The following is a 21244-nucleotide window of genomic DNA, read 5'->3' on the forward strand; positions in this document are numbered from 1 at the left end:
ACCAAGGCCGCACCTCTAGTTGAGACGCATGCCGGTCTTGGGGTCGAATAGGTGGATGGCGTCGGGCACGCCGCGCAGGTGCATCTGTTCGCCCACCCGGATCTCCGCATCGCGCGGCAATTCCACCGTCAGCATGCGCGTATGGCCGATTTCCACATAACAATAGGTCTGGCTGCCCAGCCGTTCGGCCACGGCGACCTCGCCCGAAAACCACGCCTCATGCGCCGAACACCGGACGATATCCTCCGGCCGCAGACCGAGCGTGACGGCTTTGGCGCCGGTTCCCGGCGCGGCCGATTCGGGCAAGGCAACGGAGCGGCCGAGAATGGTGAGGGTGCCATCGGATAGTGAAGCATCGATCGTATTCATCGTGGGGCTGCCGATGAAGCGCGCCACGAACAGGCTTGCCGGCCGGTGATAGAGGTCCAGCGGCTTGCCGATCTGCTCGACCACACCGGCATTCATGACGACGATCCGGTCGGCAAGGGTCATCGCTTCGACCTGGTCATGGGTGACATAGACGGTGGTCGCCTTCATCCGGTTGTGAAGCTTGGCGATCTCCAGGCGCATCTCGATGCGCAATGCGGCATCGAGGTTGGACAGTGGCTCGTCGAACAGGAAGGCTGCCGGCTCGCGCACGATCGCCCGGCCCATGGCGACACGCTGGCGCTGTCCGCCGGAGAGCTGCGCCGGGCGGCGGTCGAGAAACGGGCCGATCTTCAGGATATCGGAGGCTCGGTCGACGCGCTTGGTGATCGTCTCTTCGCTCTCGCCACGCATCTTCAACCCGAAGGCCATGTTGTCGCGCACCGTCATATGCGGGTAGAGCGCATAGTCCTGGAACACCATGGCAATGTCGCGCTCGGACGGCGGCAGGGCATTGACCACCTTGTCGCCGATCTCAAGAACTCCGCCGGAAATCTCCTCCAGTCCGGCAATCATCCTGAGGAGCGTTGACTTTCCACAGCCGGACGGGCCGACCAGGACCAGGAACTCGCCGCTGGCGATATCGATGTCCACATCGTGAATGACCTGCAGGGCTCCATAGGATTTGCGGATCCGTTTCAACGAAATTGCGCTCACTGTTTCTCCTCCCAGAAGGCCAAATCGGGCCTTGACGTCTATTATCGATATCATTATCAATAATGATATTAGCAGCGACGCGCAACACCATAGGCAAGTTGATGTCCTATTTTTCCACCAGGCCCACCAGCCCGGCCAAGCCGACAAAATCAGCGAAATCCGCGACAGCCTTCAACCAGCTGAAGCGCGATATCATGCTGGGCCTGCTGCCGGCCGGTGCGGCACTGACGGAACTGGATCTCGCCTCGCATTTCGCCTGCAGCCAGGGAACCGTGCGCGAGGCGCTGCTGCAGCTGCAGGAGGAAGGCCTCGTTTTGCGCAAGGGCCATCGCGGCACGCAGGTTTCAGAATGCACCGAAGCCGAAGCCGTCGAGATGTTCCGCGTTCGCCAGCAGATCGAATGCAACGGCATCGTGCGCGTGCTGCGCGCCCCGAGCCGCTCGCTCATCCCGGACCTGAAGGCGCTCTACGGCGAGATGATCGAGGCGGCAACGGCCGACGACGAGCTGGAACTGGCCTCTTTCGATCGGGATTTCCATCGCCGCATCTTCCAGGATGCCGACCTGCCGGCGCTCGATCCGATCCTGCATCGCTGCCTGGTGCACAATCACCGTTTCAAGATTTCCCGCAGCACCGCGCCGCGCGATCTTCTGGCAACGGCGCAACGCCACGGCTCGGTGATCGAGGCGATCGAGAGCGGCGATACCGCCCGCGCCAACCAGGCGCTGCATCATCATATCGCAACGATCGTCGATCTCGGCCCGAGCGTCTTCCCGGATGCCAGCCAATGACGATGAGGATCCCCGAACCGTCCCATTTGTCCGACGAGATGGCGGCGCTGATGGCCCGCATCGCCGCCGAGGGTGCGCCCCAGCCCGATCCGACCTTGCTGCCGCCGGCCGAGGGCCGCGCCCAATGCGAGGAGGCCATTGCCCGCTGGAACGTCGACCTGCCCGACATGGCTGATGTGCTGACCCTCTGGCTGGAGGCCGACGAGACGCTCGATTCCGCCCGCTGCCGCCTGCGCGTCTTCGTGCCGGACAATGCCGGTGCCGGCCTGATCCTGTTCATCCATGGCGGCGGCTTTGCCTTCTGCAGCCCGGAAACCCACGAGCGTTGCGCCCGCGTGCTGGCCGTCGAGGCCGGCATGACGGTCGTCGTGCCGGATTATCGGCTGGCGCCGGAACACCCCTACCCGGCCGGCCTGAACGACACCATCGCAGCACTTCGCCATGTCGGCACCATTGCCGAGCGTTGCGGTCTTGCCGCCGGCCCGGTGCTGGTGGCTGGCGATTCCGCCGGTGCCAACCTAGCACTTGCCGCCATCCTGCATGAGCAATCGCAAGGCGCACCCGCACCTAGCGGCGCCCTGCTGTTCTACGGAACCTATGATCGCGATTTCGAGACGGCATCCTACCTGCAGTTCGCCGAAGGCCCCGGCCTGACAAGGGCCAAGATGCAGCGCTACTGGACAATGTATGCCGGCGATCGGCCGGTTGCGGCCGATCCGCTCGCCTGCCCCTTGCAGGCCAGTGACGCGGCGCTGTCGCGCCTGCCGCCTTTGCATCTGATGGCGGCCGGCGTCGATCCGCTGCTGTCCGATACCCTGTCGCTGCAGACCCGGCTGACATCCCTCGGCCGCACCGAGGCGGTGACCGTGGTCTCGGGCGTCACCCACGGCTTTCTACAGAATACCATCGACCTCAGGGCGGCGCGGGAGGCGCTCCGTTTTGCAGGCGTGGAGGCAAGAAGGATGGCTGCCCAATCGTAGCCGGCTTTATTTGAGGAGGAGGACTACATGACACTCTTGAAGACACTGACCATGGGGGTTGCCCTTTCGGCACTGCTCGCCAGCGGCGCGGCCCAGGCCGAAACGGTCCGGTTCTGGTACCATTTCGACAATCCCGACAACCCGATGAACGACCTCGTGGCCAAATTCGAGGCGGCCAATCCCGGCATCGAGATCGAAGCCGAAAACGTTCCGTGGAACAGCTATTACGACAATCTCTACACGGCCCTGGTCGGCGGCAATGCGCCTGATGCAGCCATGGTGAAGCTCTTTGCCCTGCCGCGCCTTGCCGAAATGCAGGCGCTGGAGCCGATCGGCGATCGCATCGACGCCTGGGCCGGCAAGGCCGATCTGCTCGACAACCTGCTGGAACTGAACAAGGGCCCGGACGGCCAGCAATATTACCTGCCGATCCAGTATGTCGTGCTCTACCTCTATTACCGCGCCGACCTGTTCGAACAGGCGGGCCTCAAGCCACCGACCACCTGCGAAGAGTTCCGCGACGCGGCGATCAAGCTGACCAAGGCGCCGGACACCTACGGCTTCGGCCTGCGCGGCGGCAAGGGCGGCTGGGACCAGTGGGGCGCCTTCGTGATGTCGCAGGGTGCCGAACTGAAACCCGGCGGCCTGACCAATGACAAGGCGGTCGCCGCCAACCAGTGGCTGATCGATCTGTTCCAGAAGGACAAGGTCATTCCGCCATCGGCTCCCAACGATGGGTTCCAGGAAATCACCGGCGCCTTCAAGAGCGGCAAGACCGCCATGACCATCCATCACATCGGCTCGTCCAACGACATGGTCAAGGCGCTGGGCGACAAGGTCTCGGCCGTACCTGTTCCGGAATGCGGCGGCAATCGCTGGACCTCCTATGGCGACGAATCGCTCGGCATCTTCGCCTCGTCTGAGGTCAAGGACGCCGCCTGGAAGTGGATTTCGTTCCTGGCCGAAGGCGAGAACAATGTCGCCTTCAACAAGGCGACCGGCCAGATGACCGTGACCCAAAGCGGCGCGGCCAAGTGGACGCTGCACGAACGGCGCTTCGTCGATGCCACGGTCAATTCGCTGCCCTTTGCCAAGGTGCTGCCGCAGAACACCGCGACCTCGGAATTCGTCAATACGGCCTGGCAGACCGCCATGCAGCAGGCGCTGACCGGCCAGATCACCTCCAAGCAGATGATGGAGCAGCTGGAAGCGCTGTTCACCCAGTAACCGTCGTCGCTCTGCTGTCTGGCTGCCGGCTCCATGCTCCGTTGGGGCGGCGATTGCCGGACGGCGGAAGCACGGTGGCGGCCAGGGGTATCACTTGGCGGAGTGCTGCCCCTGGCCGCCCCACGCCCTCAACCCGCCCGGCCCTGGCCGGACGGTCTCCCGGACAAGCCGAAAGGCAAGGATCAAGTTCATGTCGACCGTCGTACAATCCCATCAGCCCTCCGTCGTCATCGCGCCAGCGCTATCGACCCGGATGATGCCCTATGCGCTTCTGGCGCCGGCGCTTCTGGTGACGATCTTCATCGTGTTCTTTCCGATGGTGCAGGCGGTCTATACCAGCTTTTACGACCTGATCCTGTGGAAGCCGAATGCCAGTCGCTTTGTCGGCTTCGGAAATTATGTGAAGCTCTTCAACGACCCGGTGTTCTGGACCGCGCTGCGCAATACGGCGATCTGGATCGGGTTGACGGTTCCGCTGCAGATGGGCCTGGGTCTTCTGACCGCCCTGCTGCTGAACCGCGAATTTCCCTGGCGCGGCCTTGCCCGCGCGCTGATCATCATCCCCTGGGCGCTGCCTTCCGTCGTCATCGCGCTGATGTGGCGCTGGATCTACGATCCGAACACCGGCGTGCTGAACGACATCCTGCTCTATCTCTCGCTGATCAAGACCGCCGTGCCATGGCTCGCCGATCCCGATCTGGCGCTCTATGCCATCATCGCCACGCTGACCTGGCAGGGGTTTCCGTTCTTCGCGGTGATGATCCTGGCCGGCCTGCAGGGCATTCCCAGGAGCCAATACGAGGCAGCCTCGATCGATGGCGCCAGCCCTTGGCGGCAGTTCCTGCACATCACCCTGCCCGGTATCGCGCCGGTGTTGGCAACCGCCGGGCTGCTGCGCGTCATCTGGGTCGCCAATTCGATGGACGTGATCTTCGTCATGACCGGCGGCGGCCCCGGTTATGCGACCCATACCCTGCCGCTTTACGCCTTTGTGCGGGCCCGCCAGAACCTCGATTTCGGCTATGGCACGGCGATCGCCGTCACCTTCACGATCTGTCTCGGCGCCATCGTCGCGATCTATCTGATGCGCACCATGAAGGAGGTCGAGAGATGAACAAGCCCAGCACCCTGCGTCGCATCCTGACCACCGACCTGCCGGTCTTTCTGATCGTGCTGTTCGCCATGGGACCGTTTGCCTGGATGATCCTGACCTCGCTGACCCCGACGGCAACGCTCAACGCCACCGGCGTCTCGGTCTCGCCGACCGGCTGGAGCCTCGACAATTATGTCCGCCTGCTGCAGCAGACCAGCTTTCTCGGCAATATGCTGGACAGCCTGATCATCGCCGGCGGCACTGTTGTGCTCGGCCTCGCCGTCTCGGTCACCGCGGCCTATGCCTTCTCGCGCTTCCGCTTTGCCGGGCGCAAGCTGATCATGCTGCAGTTCCTGCTGATCAACATGTTCCCGATCGTGCTGCTGATCCTGCCTTTGTTCATCCTGATGCGCAAAGCCGGCATTCTCGATACCCATTTCGGGCTGATCCTCGCCAATGCCACCGTCGCCATTCCCTTCGCGGTGTGGATGCTGACCAGCTATATCGGCGCGATCCCCAAAAGCCTCGACGAGGCCGCGATGATCGACGGCTGCTCGCGACTGACGGCGCTTCGCCGCGTCGTGCTGCCGCTGACCATGCCGGGCATCATCTCCACCGGCATCTACATCTTCATCACCGCCTGGAACGAATATCTCTACGCGCTGACGCTCGGCGGGCGAAACGTCCGTCCGGTCACCGTGGCGATCCAGACGCTGATCGGCGAATACCAGATCGAATGGGGTCTGCTTGCCGCCGGCGCGGTGGTCGGCGCCATGCCCGCCACCCTGCTTTTCCTGATTGTCCAGCGTCGCCTGATCGGCGGCCTCACCCAAGGCGCCGTCAAAGGCTGAATTTTTGAAAGAAAGAGGATTGACCATGAACCCCGTCGGGTTGATTTCCATGCAATATGCCAGGCCCTTTACGGCCGAGCATTTCCCGCTGTTTTCGCGCATGCGCGAGCTCGGCTATGATTTCATCGAACTGCTGGTGCCGGAGCCGGGCGAGCTTGACCTCGACAAGACAAGGGCAGCACTGGAAGGCGCCGGCCTCGGCGTCGTGCTGGCGGCGCGCGTCAACCTGCAGCGCAACCTGTCGTCCGACGATCCGGTTGCCCATCGCGCTGGCATCGGCTATCTCAAATATACCGCCGACTGCGCCTTGGCGCTTGGCGCCACGATCGTCGGTGGACCGCTGACCGGCAATCCGCTGGTCTTTGCCGGCCGCCCACCGCAGCCAGTCGCCGAGGACGAACGGCTGGCCCGCAAGGCGCGCTGCGTTGCCGGCTTGCGCGAGGCGGGCGATCATGCCGCCAAGATCGGCATTACGCTTGCGGTCGAGCCGCTCAACCGCTTCGAAAGCGACGTGCTCTGCACCACCCAGCAGGCCATGGAACTGCTGGATGCGGTCGATCATCCGGCCGTGCAGATGATGCTCGATACCTTCCACATGCATATGGAAGAGGCCTCGATCGCCGAGGCGATCCTTTTGGCCGGTCCGCGCGTCGCCCATTTCCAGGCCAACGAGAACCATCGCGGCTTTCCCGGCACCGGATCCACCGACTGGGTCTCGGTCTGCCGGGCCCTGCACACCATCGGCTACAAGGGCCCTGTCTCGCTCGAACCCTTCCGCCGCAACGACGACCGCTTCGGCGTTCCCTTCGCGCAATGGCGTCCGCCCCATGAAGACGAAAGCGAGCGGCTGTCCGCCAGCGCCAGCTTCATCAAGTCCCACCTCCTTTTGACGGAATATCGCAGATGACACTCAAGATCGGCTGGATCGGTTGCGGCATCCACGCAACCCAGATGCTTTTGCCCCAACTCGTGCGCCACGATGTCGAGATCAAGGCGCTCTGCGACATCGACGGCAAGCGGTTGGCCAGCGCCGGCCGTCAGTTCGGCGTCTCGACCCTGACCAGCGACGCGGCCGAGCTGATCGCCACGCCCGGCCTTGATGCCATCGGCATGGCCGTCGGTCCCGACCAGCACCTGGCCTTCGGCAAGGCAGCGCTGGCCCGCGGCCTGCCGGTCTTCATGGAAAAGCCGCCATCGGGTAGTGCGGCCGGCGCGCGGGAACTGCTGGCGGCGTCCGAAAAGGCCAAAAAGCCGCTACTGCTCGGCTTCATGAAGCGCTACTCGGCCGGCAACAAGATCGCCGCCAATATCGTCCATTCCGGCCGCTTCGGTCCGGTTCTGGGCCTCACCGGCTATTACATGACGGCGCCCGGCTACTTCGTCGGCAATGTCGACTACACCGGCTTCTTCCTGCACCACTGCGTGCATTACATGGACCTGGTCTCCTTCCTGGTCTCGCCGGTCAAGAAACTGACCGCCCGCAAGGTGGAAAAGGAGCCGGGCAAGGTGCTCTTCCACATCAGCCTCGATTTCGACTGCGGCGCCATCGGCACCATTGCCATGGGCACGATCCAGTCGCGCGGCGCTCCGGTGGAGCGCATCGAACTGATGGGTGACCACCAGCGCATCGAGGTCGACAATGTCATCGACGTCAGATGGAACCGCAATCCGCCCTTCAAGGTCGATGATCCCCAGGCCACGCTCACGGACGACGTCGACAGCCTGACCTGGAAGCCAAATTTCACAGCCGCTGCCAACGAAGACCCGAAGGGCTATTTCTCGCTGCTCTCCGACGTGATCCCGGCCCTTGGCGGCGCCGACACCCCGGCCCCGTCCATCCGCGACGGCGTCATCGCTATGGAGCGATTGGAAACGCTGCGCAGGGAACTCGACCTCTGAGACGGAGACGGCGCGGGCTCAGCTCGCGCCGTTGTCCATTCATGACAGACAGAAGGACCCCAATGCAAAATGCCCTGGGGTCCCGTTGCAATACGATCAGTCATTTATATCGGCCGTCTGGCGACAGCTCCATCAATTGGAACCTTGCCGCACGCCGCTCACTTGACCGGCGTCGATGCCTTGCTCGCCTTGACCGAAGGTTCGCGACCCCAGACCCGCAGCTTGCCGAGTTCCGCAACGAAAGCGGCCAGACCGTCTTCGCCCGGCAACTGGATCACGCCCTCGTCCATCGCGTCAGCGATCCCGGCCCGCTCCAGCAGCGGCAAAGCTTCCGGCCCATAGCCGATGAACTTGCAGTGCTGGAAGGCATCCGCCACAAAATCGCGGGCAGTGGCTTCCTGGACGAGATCATCGATGGCTGCTGCTGAGGACAGCACCACCACGGCATCGTAGAGAACGGACGGTCCGCCATCGATCATCTGATGGGCCTCGACCCAGGATGTGTCGGAGGCCGTCACGCCGCCGACCTTCGGGGCGATCAGTTCATAGTCCGCCTTTTCCTTGGTGATGGCGGTGATCAGGCCCTTGAGAAGCTTGGCATCCACCCCATCGGTGATGAGGATGCCGAGCTTGCGGCCCTCGAACCGCTCAGGACCATTCTTGACGATGCTGAGCGCCGACGAAGGCTCCAGATCCTGCCGTGTCGGCATCGCCGCATCGGCGGGCTTCGGCATGGACTGGAAGCCCAGCTTCTGGCCGACGGTGGTCGCCAACGTGTCGTCGATATTGAACAGATGCGACACCATGCGCTCGCGAATGGCCGGCGTCTGGACCTTGCTCAGCTCGAACGTCAACGCCGCTGCAATATGGCGCTGCTCGGCCGGGGCCTGGCTGATATAGAACTGACGCGCCTGGCTGTAATGGTCGGCAAAGCTTTCCGGACGCAGCCGCGCCTTGGTGCCCTGCTCCTCTGCCTCGAAATGACGATAGCCGCGGGTCGGGGATTCGCGCGGGCCTTCGCCGAAGGAATTGGGCTGGTAGTTGACCCGGCCGACCGGATTGCGCATCGCCATGTGGCCATCCTGCTGGAAATGCGCGAGGGGACATTTCGGCGCATTGATCGGCAGATGGGTGAAATTCGGACCGCCGAGACGCTTCAGCTGGGTATCGAGATAGGAGAAGTTGCGGCCCTGCAGCAGCGGATCATTGCTGAAATCGATGCCCGGCGGCACGTTCTGGGTCATGAAGGCGACCTGCTCGGTCTCGGCAAAGAAATTGTCCGGCATGCGGTCGAGAACAAGCCGACCGATCGCCTGCGGCGGCAGGATTTCCTCCGGAATGATCTTGGTCGGATCGAGCACGTCGAAATCGAAGCTGTCGGCAAAGGCCTGGTCGAACAGCTGGACCTGCAATTCCCATTCGGGGAAATTGCCGGACTGGATGGCCTGCCACAGGTCGCGGCGATGGAAATCGGGATCGGCGCCGTTGATCTTGACCGCTTCGTTCCAGGCCACCGACTGCAGGCCCAGCTTCGGCTTCCAGTGGAACTTCACGAAGGTCGATTCGTCCTTGGCATTGACCAGGCGGAACGTGTGCACGCCAAAGCCTTCCATGAAGCGAAACGAGCGCGGAATCGTGCGATCGGACATGATCCACATGATCATGTTCATGCTTTCCGGCGTCAGGCTGATGAAATCCCAGAAATTGTCATGGGCGGTCTGCGCCTGCGGGAAGGCGCGGTCCGGCTCCTGCTTGGCGGCGTGGATCAGGTCGGGAAACTTGATGGCATCCTGGATGAAGAACACCGGGATATTGTTGCCGACCAGGTCCCAGTTGCCCTCCTGGGTATAGATCTTGACCGCAAAACCGCGCACATCGCGGGCCAGATCGGCGGAACCCTTGTTGCCGGCCACCGTCGAAAAACGCACGAAAGCCGGCGTCTTCTCGCCCGGGCGCTGGAAAAGGTCGGCCTTGGTGTAGGCGGCCAGCGATTCATAGGTTTCGAAGTAACCATGCGCACCATAGCCGCGGGCATGAACGACGCGCTCGGGAATGCGTTCGTGGTCGAAGTGGAAGATCTTTTCGCGGAAGTGGAAGTCATCGACCACCAGCGGACCGCGCGGGCCGACGCGAAGCGAATTCTGGTCGTCGGCGACCGGGCCACCCTGGGCGGTCGTCATGACAGGCGTATCGCCCTCGGCGATCTGGTGCAGTTCGCCGCCGGCACCGCGGATCAATTTCTGGTCGTGGATAGTAGCAGTCTCGGTCTTTGCAGACGCGGACTTGGCGGGGGGGGTCTTGGCCATTGAGATGCTCCGGGCACATGAGGGATGGTCCCAGTCGAACAAAAGCCGCCTGCTTTTGTTCCCGACATCGATGTCGTCATCGTCGTAAACTGGGCCGCTTGCGCTCAGGGCGGCAACACGTTGCTCTCGTCTGCGGCCGTTTGAGGGTCGCAGCTGACGACCTTCGAAAGGGGCGTGACGATGACACAGGCGACCCCTTGCGGCGGATAGGCCATATCGACCTTCGCCTGGAGTTCCTGCGCCAGGACCTTCTCGATCATCGTCGATCCGAACCCAGTGCGCGTCGGCGGGGTGACGACAGGACCGTCGCTTTCAACCCAGGAAAACCGGAAACTGGGTTCATCCAGCGCCTCGACTTGCCAGTGGATGGTGACGCGGCCTTGGGCGCTGGTCAGCGCCCCATATTTGGCGGCATTGGTGCATAATTCATGCAATGCCATGGCCAGCGCCAGGGCAGCGCGGGCATGAATGTCCAGGGGTTCGCCTTCGATGGCAAACCGCGACGGGTCCGAATCGAACGGGGCGATGGCCCGTGCCACGACGCTTGCCAGGGGTGCGGACTGCCAGCCGTCCTTCATCAGCAGGTTATGGGCCTCGGCGATCGCTGACAGGCGCTGCGAGAACACGGCCAGAGCCTCGCTTGAACCGTCCACCTGTCGAAAGGTCTGCCGGGCGATCGCCTGTATGGTGGAGAGCAGGTTCTTCACCCGATGGTCCAGTTCGCCCGCCAGCAATTCGCGCTGCTGCTCATGGCGCCGCCGCTCGGCTCTTGTCTTGAGCAGCTCGTCCATGAATTCGTCGATGGCAAAGCCCACCATGCCGAGTTCGCCATCCCGTGCGGTCATGCCGGTTCTCGCACCTTCGTCACTCGCCCGCCAGGCCTCGATCGTTCGGACCAGCCGATTGACCGGCCGGCGCACCAGTTGCCGACTGGTAAGCCAGGCCAGCAGGAAGGCGCTCAAAATGCCGAGCGCTGCGATCGCCAGGCCAAAGCGCGTCGTGCGATTGATCGTTGCGTAGGCCGTTTCGGTCGAAGTCCCCACGCTGACATAGATGCCGCTCTGGGTGGCGGGATAGTAGCCGATCACCCGTTGAACGCCGTCCTGGCTCATCACTTCCAGGGTTCCGGGATAATCTGCATCGACAAGATGGAGATATGCCTTGGGAATCGTCGTGCCGACAAACCGCTCCGGAAAAGGATGACGGGCCAGGATGACGCCGTGGCGATCGGCAATCGTCAGGGCACTGTTGCGAACGAAACTGCGCTGCAGAAGCATCTGGTCCAGCCATTCCAGGCCCAGTGCGCCGGCCACCGCTCCTGTGATATTGCCGGCCTCGTCGCGGATCGGCATTGCCATGGTCAGCGACGGCTTTTTGGTGATCGGGTCGAGCGCGTATTCGCCCAGCACGAAGACACCCCTGACCATGGCCTCCTGGATGTCCCGGCGTGCGGAAAGCGAGGTTCCGAGCCCTTCCGACAATTGCCGGCAGCGGATCGTCCCCTGTCTGTCGACAACGGAAAGCCCGGAAAACTGCGGCAAGCCCTCGCTGACGCGCTCGACATATGCGTTGCAAGCGTCCGTATCGAAGCGCTGCACCGCTGGGACGGCTGCCACCGCCACCAGAACGTTTTCCAAGCCACTGACGACTCGTTGCATCTCCAGCGAGGCCAGCTGGCCAAGCCTCAGGGCTTCGCCATGCAGTTCGCGCTCGCGCGCCTGGCGGCCGGTGAAGACATTGTAGAACAGGATGATGGCCGCCGGCGCCAACGCCACAGCTGTTATGATAAACAACCGCCTGGATAGCTTCACCCGGGTCATCGCATCCCTCGCTCCAGCCGCAAGGTCGCATCGTTTGGACGGCCGGGCAACCCCCTCGCAGCGCAGGCGTGCAGAAGCCGGCCTTTCGGGCCGGCCAAAGGGTCGATCTGCAACGGAGACGGGCCGCGGAGTGCCGTCAGATCATGATTTCGCCGCCCGTGACGGGCACCACGGCGCCGGTCATGTAGCTGCCGAGATCGGAGGCCAGCAGGACATAGGCACCGGCCAGTTCGGCCGGCTGCCCGGCGCGGCCGATGAGCGTCTGCTCGCCGAAGGACTGGGTCTTCTCAGAGGGCATGGTCGAGGGAATGAGCGGCGTCCAGATCGGACCGGGCGCGACGGCATTGACCCTGATCCCCTTTTCCGCCAGCATTTCGGCCAGACCGGCGGTGAAATTGGATACGGCACCTTTGGTCGAGGCATAGGCCAGCAGATGGGCCGAGGGCTGGCGGGACTGGATCGACGTCGTATTGATGATCGCACTGCCGGGCTTCATATGCGGCACGGCGGCCTTGGCCAGGTAGAACGGCGCGTGAATATTGGTCTTGAACGTGGTGTCCCACTCCTGCGCGGTGATATCGGCGATCGAGGCATAGGTGCGCTGGAAGGCCGCGTTGTTGACGAGAATGTCCAGGCGGCCGAACGTGTCGATGGCCTGCTGCACGAGCTTGGTGCAATGCTGTTCGCTGGTGATATCGCCGGCCACCAGCACAGCCTTGCGTCCGGCCTCCTCGACCCACCTGGCGGTCTCCTCGGCGTCGTCATGCTCGTTCAGATAGGAGATCACCACATCGGCGCCTTCGCGCGCGAAGGCAATGGCCACGGCCCGCCCGATCCCGGAATCGGCGCCGGTGATCAGAGCCACCCGGTCCGTCAGCAAGCCATTGCCGCGGTAGGTCTTTTCCCCATGATCGGGCAGCGGCTCCATCAGGGCGGTCAGGCCCGGAGGCGCCTGTTGTTGCTCGGGCTGGGGCGGCAGGGGGCGGTGGGCATCTGTCATCGGGTTTCTCCTTTTTTGTGCTTTCCCAACTCTCGACAGAGCCGCGATGTTCCCCGGAACGGGGCAAAAGGGAGCAAGGCAAGCCGGCATAGCGGTCGGCTCGGTCTTTATGTTTTCCTGAGGTGCGGCCGACATCTTCGCAATCGAAACCTGACCTCGGCAGATCTAATTCAATATCCTGTACCAACAGGAGACACTGTTATGTCCGACCTCATCTTTATCGCGCTCGGCGGCGGCACACTTCTCGTGCTGGCCCTTTATGCCCGCGCGCTTGACCGGCTGTGAAGGAGACCAGGCATGCTTGAACCTCTCTTCGGCCTTTTCGTCGCCATCGCCCTTGGCATCTATCTCCTCGTGACGCTTTTGCGTCCCGAGCGCTTCTGATTTTCGAGGAGTCTTCCCATGACCATTGTCGGGTGGCTGCAGATCAGCCTCCTCTTCCTCGCCGTGCTCGTCGCCATCAAGCCGCTTGGGCTTTACATGGCACAGGTATTTTCCGGCGAGCGCACCTTTCTCTCACCCGTCTTCGGCCGCGTCGAAGCGGATCTCTATCGCGTCGCCGGCATCCGGCCGGACAAGGAACAGGGCTGGCTCGCCTACACGGTGTCGATGCTGGCCTTTTCGCTTGTCGGCTTCCTGGCTCTCTACGCCATCCTCAGGCTTCAGGCCTATCTGCCACTCAACCCACAGGGTTTTGCCGGCATGGCGCCGGATCTCGCCTTCAACACGGTGGTGTCCTTCGTCACCAACACCAACTGGCAGAACTATGCCGGCGAGACGACGCTCAGCCATTTCGCCCAGATGGCCGGCCTCACCGTGCAGAACTTCCTGTCGGCGGCAACCGGCATGGCACTGGCTGTCGCCTTCGGCCGGGCCTTCGTGCGCTCCAAGGTCTCGACGCTCGGTAATTTCTGGGTCGACATGACCCGCGCCACGCTCTACGTGCTGCTGCCGATCTCCTTCGTCGTGGCCCTCGCCTTCGTGGCCATGGGCCTGCCGCAGACGCTTGACGCCTCCGTGACGGCAACAACACTCGAAGGCGGCCAGCAAATCATCGCACTTGGTCCCGTCGCATCCCAGGAAGCGATCAAGCAGCTCGGCACCAATGGCGGCGGCTTCTTCAACGTCAATGCCGCCCATCCGTTCGAAAATCCGACGGCCTGGGCGAATTATCTCAACATCTTCGCCATGCTGTCGATCTCGGCCGCACTGGTTTATACGTTCGGCCAGATGGTCGGCAACCGTCGCCAGGGCTGGGCCCTGATCGCAGCCATGGCCGTGCTGCTGATTGCCGGCGTCGGCGTCATCTATTGGGCGGAAGCCCAGGGCAATCCGATCCTGACGGCTCTTGGCGTCGATCCGGCGCTCGGCAATATGGAAGGCAAGGAAGTCCGCTTCGGCCAGGCCATGACCGCCCTTTACGCAGCAGTGACCACCGGCCTGTCTGACGGTGGCGTCAATGGCATGCACGGCTCGTTTACCGGGCTCGGCGGTCTGGTGCCGATGTTCCTGATCCAGCTCGGCGAGGTTCTGCCCGGCGGCGTCGGCTCGGGCCTTTACGGCATGCTGGTCTTCGCGCTGCTGTCGGTCTTCGTGGCCGGCCTGATGGTCGGCCGTACGCCGGAATTCCTCGGCAAGAAGATCGAAGGCCGCGAGATGACCTTTGCCATGCTCGCCGTCCTCATCCTGCCGCTGGCCATTCTCGGCTTCACCGCCGTCTCGGCCATGCTGCCCTTTGCTGTGGCAAGTATCGGGACATCCGGCCCACACGGCCTGTCGGAAATCCTCTATGCCTACACTTCGGCGGCCGGCAACAACGGCTCGGCCTTCGGCGGGCTGACCGGCAACACGCCCTGGTACAATACGACGCTTGGCATCGCCATGCTGCTCGGCCGCTTTGCCTATGCCATCCCGGTCATGGCGATTGCCGGCTCGCTGGCCGCCAAGGTGAAGTCGCCGGCCTCTGCCGGGACCTTCCCGACCGACGGTCCGCTGTTCGTCGGCCTGCTGATCGGCATCATCCTCATTCTCGGCGGGCTGCAGTTCTTCCCGGCCCTTGCCCTCGGCCCCATCGTCGAACATTTCGCGATGCTCGCCGGCCAGACCTTCTGAAGGAACAGTCCATGTCAAAAACCCGCAAGGCCTCTGGTTTTCTCGACCCGGCCATCCTGCTACCGGCAGCGCGCGATGCTGTGCTGAAGCTTGACCCCCGGCAATTGTTGCGCAATCCGGTGATCTTCGTCACCGAGGTCGTCGCCGCCGTGGTCACCGTGCTTTTCCTGCGCGATCTCGCCACAGGCTCGACCGACGCCGGGTTTTCCGGCCAGATCGCCGCCTGGCTGTGGTTCACCGTTCTCTTCGCCACCTTCGCGGAAGCCGTGGCGGAAGGACGTGGCCGCGCCCAGGCCGATAGCCTGAAGCGCACCAAATCCGAACTGACGGCCCGCCGCCTGTCGTCCGACGGCAGCACTGAGACCGTACCTGCTCCGAGCCTCAAGATCGGCGATATTGTCCTGGTCGCCGCCGGCGAACTGATCCCCGGCGACGGCGAAGTGATCGAGGGCGTTGCCTCGGTCAACGAAAGTGCCATCACCGGCGAATCGGCACCCGTCATCCGCGAATCCGGCGGCGACCGCTCGGCGGTGACCGGCGGCACGCAGGTGCTGTCCGACGAGATAAAGGTGAAGATTACGGTTGCTCCCGGCTCCTCCTTCGTCGACCGCATGATCGCGCTGATCGAAGGTGCTCAGCGTCAGAAGACCCCGAACGAGATCGCCCTGTCGATCCTGTTGTCCGGTCTGACGCTGATCTTCCTGTTCGTCTGCGTGGCGATCTGGGGACTGGCCGGCTATTCCGGCACCGTCATCTCCGTGACCGTGCTGGCCGCCCTGCTGGTCACGCTCATTCCGACGACGATCGGCGGCCTGCTGTCGGCCATCGGCATTGCCGGAATGGACCGCCTGGTGCGCTTCAACGTGATTGCCACATCCGGCCGCGCCGTGGAGGCGGCCGGCGACGTCGATACCTTGCTGCTCGACAAGACGGGAACCATTACCTTCGGCAACCGCATGGCCAGCGATTTTCTGCCGGCGCCCGGCGTGACGCAGGCGGAACTGGCGGAGGCCGCGCTGATGGCCAGCCTCTCCGACGAAACGCCGGAAGGCCGCTCGGTGGTGGCGCTGGCGACCGGCGAATTCGGCATCCCGAGGCCGGAAGCCCGTTTCGATGCGGTCATCGCGTTTCCCGCCGAAACCCGCCTGTCGGGTGTCGATCAGGGCGCGCGGCAGTTCCGCAAGGGCGCAGTCGATGCGGTCCTGAAATTTGCAGGGCTCACGCAAGACGATGCGCCCGCCGATTTCCACCGCGCCGTCGACATGGTCGCCCGCAGCGGTGGCACGCCGCTGGCCGTGGCCGATGGCGACCGGCTGCTCGGCGTCATCCACCTCAAGGACGTGGTCAAGCCCGGCATCAAGGAGCGTTTTGCGGCACTGCGTGCCATGGGCATCCGCACCGTGATGGTGACGGGCGACAACCCGGTGACCGCGGCTGCCATCGCCTCGGAAGCCGGCGTCGACGACTATCTCGCTCAGGCGACACCGGAAGACAAGCTGTCCTTCATCCGCCGGGAGCAGCAGGGCGGTCGGCTGATTGCCATGTGCGGCGACGGCACCAATGATGCGCCGGCGCTTGCCCAGGCCGATGTCGGCGTCGCCATGCAGACCGGCACCCAGGCGGCCCGCGAGGCCGCCAATATGGTGGATCTCGATTCCAGCCCGACCAAGCTCATCGAAATCGTTGAGATCGGCAAGCAGTTGCTGATGACGCGCGGCTCGCTGACGACGTTTTCGATCGCCAACGATGTGGCCAAATATTTCGCCATCATCCCGGCGCTGTTCGTCGCCACCTATCCGGCGCTCGAAACCCTCAACGTCATGGGGCTGGCCTCGCCGCAATCGGCCATCCTGTCGGCGGTCATCTTCAATGCCCTGATCATCGTGGCGCTCATCCCGCTTGCGTTGAAGGGCGTCGCCTATCGCCCGGCCGGGGCGGCCTCGCTGCTGCGGCGCAACCTGCTGGTCTATGGCCTGGGCGGCCTGATCCTTCCCTTTGCCGGCATCAAGGTCATCGACCTTGCCGTCAGCGCTCTTCACCTGGTGTAACCATGATCCAACATCTTCGCCCCGCAATCACTCTTGTCGTCGCCATGACCGCCCTGACCGGCCTCGCCTATCCGCTGGCCATCACCGGCATCGCCCAGGCTGTCCTGCCGGCGGCCGCAAACGGCAGCCTGATCGAGAAGGACGGAACCGTGATCGGCTCGGCCCTGATCGGCCAGACCTTCACTTCGGACCGCTATTTCTGGCCGCGCCCGTCCGCCACGGGGCCGGACGCCTACAATGCCGGCGCGTCATCCGGCTCCAATCTCGGCACCACGTCGGTCAAGCTGCGGGACCGGGTTGCCGCCGATGTCGATCGGCTGACGGCAACCGGCATCGCCGCTCCGGTTCCAGCCGACGCCGTCACGACGTCGGGCTCGGGCCTTGATCCGCATATCTCACCGGACTTCGCCCGCGCCCAGATTGCCCGCATCGCCAAGGCCAGAGGATTGCCGGACAAGTCCGTCGCCGATCTGGTCGAACAACGGATTGAAAATCCCGACTTCGGTTTCATCGGCGAACCGCGTATCAACGTGTTAGAACTCAATCTGGCCCTTGATGCCCTGACGACGTGAGACGAGGAATGGCGGACGACGATCGCGACAAGACCCGCAGACCGGATCCGGATGCCCTGCTTGCTCTGGCGGAGAAAGACCGCCGGGGCAAGCTGACCGTTTTTCTGGGCGCCGCACCGGGCGTCGGCAAGACCTATGCCATGCTGTCGCGCGCCGGGCGTTTGAAGGCCGATGGTGTCGATGTCGTCGTCGGCCTGGTCGAGACCCACGGCCGCAATGAGACGGCCGCCCTGCTCGGCACCCTCGAGGTTCTGCCCAGGCAGCGCATTGCCCACCGCGGACGGATGCTGGAGGAATTCGATCTCGATGCGGCACTGGCCCGCAAGCCGCGCATCGTGCTTGTCGACGAACTGGCCCATTCCAACCCGGAGGGCAGCCGCCACCCCAAGCGGCATCAGGATATCGAGGAACTGATCGCCGCCGGCATCGACGTCTGGACAGCGCTGAATATCCAGCATCTGGAAAGCCTGGCCGATCTGGTCGCCCAGATCACCGGCGTCACGGTCCGCGAACGTGTGCCGGATCTGGTTTTGAAGCGTGCCGACGAGGTGCTTCTCGTCGATCTGCCGCCGACCGAGCTGATCGACCGCCTGAAGGAAGGCAAGGTCTATCTGCCGGAAAGCGCCGGCCGCGCCGTCGACCGGTTTTTCCGGCTCGGCAATCTGACCGCGCTGCGGGAGCTTGCCCTTCGCCGCACCGCTGACCGCGTCGATGACCAGATGGTCGACTACCTCAAGCAGAACGCCATCGACGGGCCTTGGGCGACCGGCGAGCGGCTGATCGTCTGCGTCGGCTCCGATGTGCTCTCGGAAAAGGTGGTCCGGGTGGCAAGCCGCCTGGCCTCCGGGCTCAATGCACCGTGGATCGTCGTCTCGGTGGAACGGGCCGACCGCGAGGTGGAAACGCCAGAACGCCTGCAGAAGATCGAGACCCTGTTCCGGCTGGCCGAACAGCTGGGTGCCGAGACCCGCCGTATCATCGGCAATGATTTCGTCAGCGAAATCCTCAAACTTGCCCGCCGCGAACATGCCACGCAGATCGTCATCGGAACGCGACGGCGGCGCGGCCTGGAACTACTGTCCCGGTCGCTGCCCGATGCCCTGTCGCGAAAAGCCCAGGGCCTCGGCGTCTACATGGTCACGCCGGACAAGACCGAAAAGCATCGACCTGCAATGCGACTGCCGGCACTGAGCCTTGCGACGCTGCAGTCGTCCATTGCGATCGCAGTGGGTTTTGTCGCGCCGACCACGGCGGTCGGCAAGGTGATCCAGAGCCTCGTCGAACTGCCGAACATCTCGCTGCTTTTCCTGCTGGCCGTGCTGGGTGCATCGGTGACGGGCGGCTATCTCTCAGCCTTCCTGGCGGCACTCCTGTCGACGCTTGCCTATAACTTCTTCTTCATCGACCCGCTGCACACCTTCACGGTCGCCGCACCGCACGAGGTCTTCGCCCTGTTCGTGTTCCTCGCCGTCGCCATCATTGCCGGCGGCTTTGCCTCGCGCATCCGCGAACAGGGTGAGATTGCGCGGGTCAGGGCGACGGCGCTGCAATCGCTCTATGATTTCTCCCGAAAGCTGGCGAGCACGGCCAAGACCGACGACGCCATCTGGCTGACGGTCTCGCAATTGCAGACGAGCCTCAAGCGAAAGGTCGTCTTGCTGCTGGCCCGCAAGGAAGAACTGGGTGTGGCCGCGGCATGGCCGCCGGATACGGACCTTGATGTGACGAACCTGGCGGCGGCACGCTGGGCACACGAGAAAAAGGAAGCGGCCGGCCATGGCACGGGCACGCTGCCCAACAGCCGCTTCGAATTCCGGCCGCTGCTCGGTCCGCACGGGATCGTTGGCGTCTGCGGAATCGAACACACCCATGTCAGGCTCGACCTCAATGCCGAGCGCACCCTCACCGCCATTCTCGACCAGACCGCCATTGCGCTCGATCGCGCCCGGCTTGCCGAAGAAACCGTGGTGCAGGCGGCAAGGCTGGAGGGCGAGCGCTACCGCGAGGCTTTGCTCTCGTCGATCTCCCATGATCTCAGGACCCCGCTGGCCACCATTACCGGCGCTGTAACCAGCCTTCGTCAGCTGGGCGAGCGCATGACGCCGGACAATCGCGATGATCTTCTGCAGTCCATCGAGGAGGAAAGCGGCCGGATGAGCCGCTTCGTCGCCAACCTGCTAGACATGACGCGCATCGAGGCCGGCACGCTCAAGCCGAAGGTCGACTGGGTGGATGTCACCGACGTGGTGCAGTCCGCCGTCGATCGAACCCGCAAATACGCCCCTGGCCGCATCATCGAAACCGGCATCGCGGCCGACCTGCCGCTGATCGAGGGCGACAGCGTGCTGCTGGGCCAGGTGCTGTTCAACCTTCTCGACAATGCGGTCAAGTATGGCGGCGATGAGCCCATCAACGTCTATGCCCGCCGCGACGGCAGACACGTGCTGATCTCCGTCACGGATCTCGGCAAGGGCATTCCGCCTGAAGATCTGGACCGGATCTTCGAGAAGTTCTACCGCCGGGGCAAGCCGGACGGCAGGTCTCCGGGAACGGGTCTCGGCCTGTCGATCGCCCGCGGCTTCGTGGAGGCGATGGGCGGAAAGATCCATGCCGAAAGCCCGGCGTTCAAGAAGAAAGGCACGCGGATCGTCATGCGATTTCCCGCAGCCGCGAAATCAAGGACCGTGCCTGAATGACCCTTTCCCGCATCCTGGTGGTCGACGACGAACCGCAGATCCAGCGCTTCCTGAAACCGTCGCTGACGGCGGCGGGCTATGAGGTGATCGAGGCCCTGACGGGGGCCGAGGCACTGAAGGCCGTTGCCACGCAAGCGCCGGACCTGATGATCCTTGACCTCGGATTGCCCGACATGGACGGCAAGGAGGTTATCTCAAGCCTGCGCGGCTGGAGCGACATTCCGATCGTCATCCTGTCGGCCCGGGACCGCGAGAGCGAGAAGATCGCTGCCCTGGATCTTGGCGCCGACGACTATGTCGAAAAACCCTTCGGGATCGGCGAGTTGACGGCGCGCATCCGCAATGCGCTGCGCCACCGCGGCAAGAACGATGCCATACCGTCAAGCTTTGAGGCCGACGGGCTGACCATCGACACCATCCATCGGCTCGTGTCGCGCGAGGGCGACACCCTTCACCTGACGCCCAAGGAATATGATCTGCTAACGCTGCTGGCGCGCCATGCCGGCCGCGTCGTCACGCACCGCACCCTGCTGACCTCCGTGTGGGGACCGGCGCACGCCGAAGACCTGCATTATCTCCGTGTCTTCATCGGCCAGCTCCGGCAGAAGATCGAACGCAATCCGACGCAGCCGAAGATCGTGCGGACAGAGCCTGGCATCGGATACCGGATGATCGTCGACGACTGAGGACCATCATCGGCCTCAAGGAACAAATTTCGCCTCGATGCGTCATCTCCCGGGGATTGCGTGCCGTGTCAGCCGGACGC

Annotated in this window: 17 protein-coding genes; 13 read left to right on the top strand and 4 right to left on the bottom strand. The window is 63.7% G+C overall.

Annotation, left to right across the window (positions count from 1 at the left end; all coding sequences use genetic code 11):
• Positions 1-15: 15 nt before the first annotated feature.
• Positions 16-1083, bottom strand: coding sequence for an ABC transporter ATP-binding protein (locus HGO38_RS12730; RefSeq protein ID WP_250956256.1), 1068 nt, complete (start codon positions 1081-1083; stop codon positions 16-18).
• Positions 1084-1184: 101 nt separating this feature from the next.
• On the opposite strand from HGO38_RS12730, the gene HGO38_RS12735 reads away from it, so the two are divergent.
• The 7 genes from HGO38_RS12735 (at position 1185) to HGO38_RS12765 (ending at position 7924) form a co-directional block, all read left to right on the top strand.
• Positions 1185-1874, top strand: a complete 690-nt coding sequence (locus HGO38_RS12735) for a GntR family transcriptional regulator (RefSeq protein ID WP_250956257.1) — start codon at positions 1185-1187, stop codon at positions 1872-1874.
• Positions 1871-2854: an alpha/beta hydrolase gene (locus HGO38_RS12740; protein ID WP_250956258.1), complete on the top strand. Its 984-nt coding sequence runs from the start codon at positions 1871-1873 to the stop codon at positions 2852-2854. The genes HGO38_RS12735 and HGO38_RS12740 overlap by 4 nt, the downstream gene beginning before the upstream one ends.
• A gap of 27 nt (positions 2855-2881) precedes the next feature.
• On the top strand, positions 2882-4081 hold the full coding sequence (locus HGO38_RS12745; RefSeq protein WP_250956259.1) for an ABC transporter substrate-binding protein: 1200 nt from the start codon (positions 2882-2884) through the stop codon (positions 4079-4081).
• A 190-nt stretch (positions 4082-4271) separates the two neighbouring features.
• Complete coding sequence (locus tag HGO38_RS12750) at positions 4272-5195, top strand: carbohydrate ABC transporter permease (protein ID WP_250956260.1); 924 nt, start codon at positions 4272-4274, stop codon at positions 5193-5195.
• Positions 5192-6025, top strand: a complete 834-nt coding sequence (locus HGO38_RS12755) for a carbohydrate ABC transporter permease (protein ID WP_250956261.1) — start codon at positions 5192-5194, stop codon at positions 6023-6025. Before HGO38_RS12750 ends, HGO38_RS12755 begins: the two co-directional genes overlap by 4 nt.
• Positions 6026-6050: 25 nt before the next feature.
• On the top strand, positions 6051-6932 hold the full coding sequence (locus HGO38_RS12760) for a sugar phosphate isomerase/epimerase family protein (RefSeq protein WP_250956298.1): 882 nt from the start codon (positions 6051-6053) through the stop codon (positions 6930-6932).
• Positions 6929-7924, top strand: coding sequence for a Gfo/Idh/MocA family protein (locus HGO38_RS12765; RefSeq protein WP_250956262.1), 996 nt, complete (start codon positions 6929-6931; stop codon positions 7922-7924). The genes HGO38_RS12760 and HGO38_RS12765 overlap by 4 nt, the downstream gene beginning before the upstream one ends.
• A 158-nt stretch (positions 7925-8082) precedes the next feature.
• On the opposite strand, the gene katE is transcribed toward HGO38_RS12765, so the two are convergent.
• The 3 genes from katE to HGO38_RS12780 all read right to left on the bottom strand — a co-directional run bounded on the left by katE (position 8083) and on the right by HGO38_RS12780 (position 13050).
• The gene (gene katE / locus HGO38_RS12770) at positions 8083-10230 is read right to left on the bottom strand and encodes a catalase (protein ID WP_250956263.1); all 2148 of its coding nucleotides are present in this window, start codon (positions 10228-10230) and stop codon (positions 8083-8085) included.
• A 104-nt stretch (positions 10231-10334) separates the two neighbouring features.
• On the bottom strand, positions 10335-12050 hold the full coding sequence (locus HGO38_RS12775) for a sensor histidine kinase (RefSeq protein WP_250956264.1): 1716 nt from the start codon (positions 12048-12050) through the stop codon (positions 10335-10337).
• 136 nt (positions 12051-12186) lie between these two features.
• Positions 12187-13050, bottom strand: coding sequence for a glucose 1-dehydrogenase (locus HGO38_RS12780; RefSeq protein ID WP_250956265.1), 864 nt, complete (start codon positions 13048-13050; stop codon positions 12187-12189).
• 297 nt (positions 13051-13347) lie between these two features.
• Between HGO38_RS12780 and kdpF the strand changes: the two genes are divergently transcribed.
• Genes kdpF through HGO38_RS12805 form a run of 6 tightly spaced genes read left to right on the top strand, consistent with a single transcriptional unit; the run spans position 13348 to position 21164 of the window.
• Positions 13348-13434, top strand: coding sequence for a K(+)-transporting ATPase subunit F (gene kdpF / locus HGO38_RS31135; RefSeq protein WP_168471735.1), 87 nt, complete (start codon positions 13348-13350; stop codon positions 13432-13434).
• 18 nt (positions 13435-13452) lie between these two features.
• On the top strand, positions 13453-15162 hold the full coding sequence (kdpA, locus tag HGO38_RS12785; protein ID WP_250956266.1) for a potassium-transporting ATPase subunit KdpA: 1710 nt from the start codon (positions 13453-13455) through the stop codon (positions 15160-15162).
• Positions 15163-15173: 11 nt separating this feature from the next.
• Positions 15174-17210, top strand: a complete 2037-nt coding sequence (gene kdpB / locus HGO38_RS12790) for a potassium-transporting ATPase subunit KdpB (protein ID WP_250956267.1) — start codon at positions 15174-15176, stop codon at positions 17208-17210.
• 2 nt (positions 17211-17212) lie between these two features.
• On the top strand, positions 17213-17782 hold the full coding sequence (gene kdpC / locus HGO38_RS12795) for a potassium-transporting ATPase subunit KdpC (RefSeq protein ID WP_250956268.1): 570 nt from the start codon (positions 17213-17215) through the stop codon (positions 17780-17782).
• A gap of 8 nt (positions 17783-17790) precedes the next feature.
• The gene (locus tag HGO38_RS12800) at positions 17791-20478 is read left to right on the top strand and encodes an ATP-binding protein (RefSeq protein WP_250956269.1); all 2688 of its coding nucleotides are present in this window, start codon (positions 17791-17793) and stop codon (positions 20476-20478) included.
• Complete coding sequence (locus HGO38_RS12805) at positions 20475-21164, top strand: response regulator (protein ID WP_250956270.1); 690 nt, start codon at positions 20475-20477, stop codon at positions 21162-21164. The genes HGO38_RS12800 and HGO38_RS12805 overlap by 4 nt, the downstream gene beginning before the upstream one ends.
• Positions 21165-21244 lie beyond the last annotated feature (80 nt).

This window comes from Rhizobium sp. CG5 (assembly GCF_023701945.1).
Taxonomy (GTDB): domain Bacteria; phylum Pseudomonadota; class Alphaproteobacteria; order Rhizobiales; family Rhizobiaceae; genus Allorhizobium.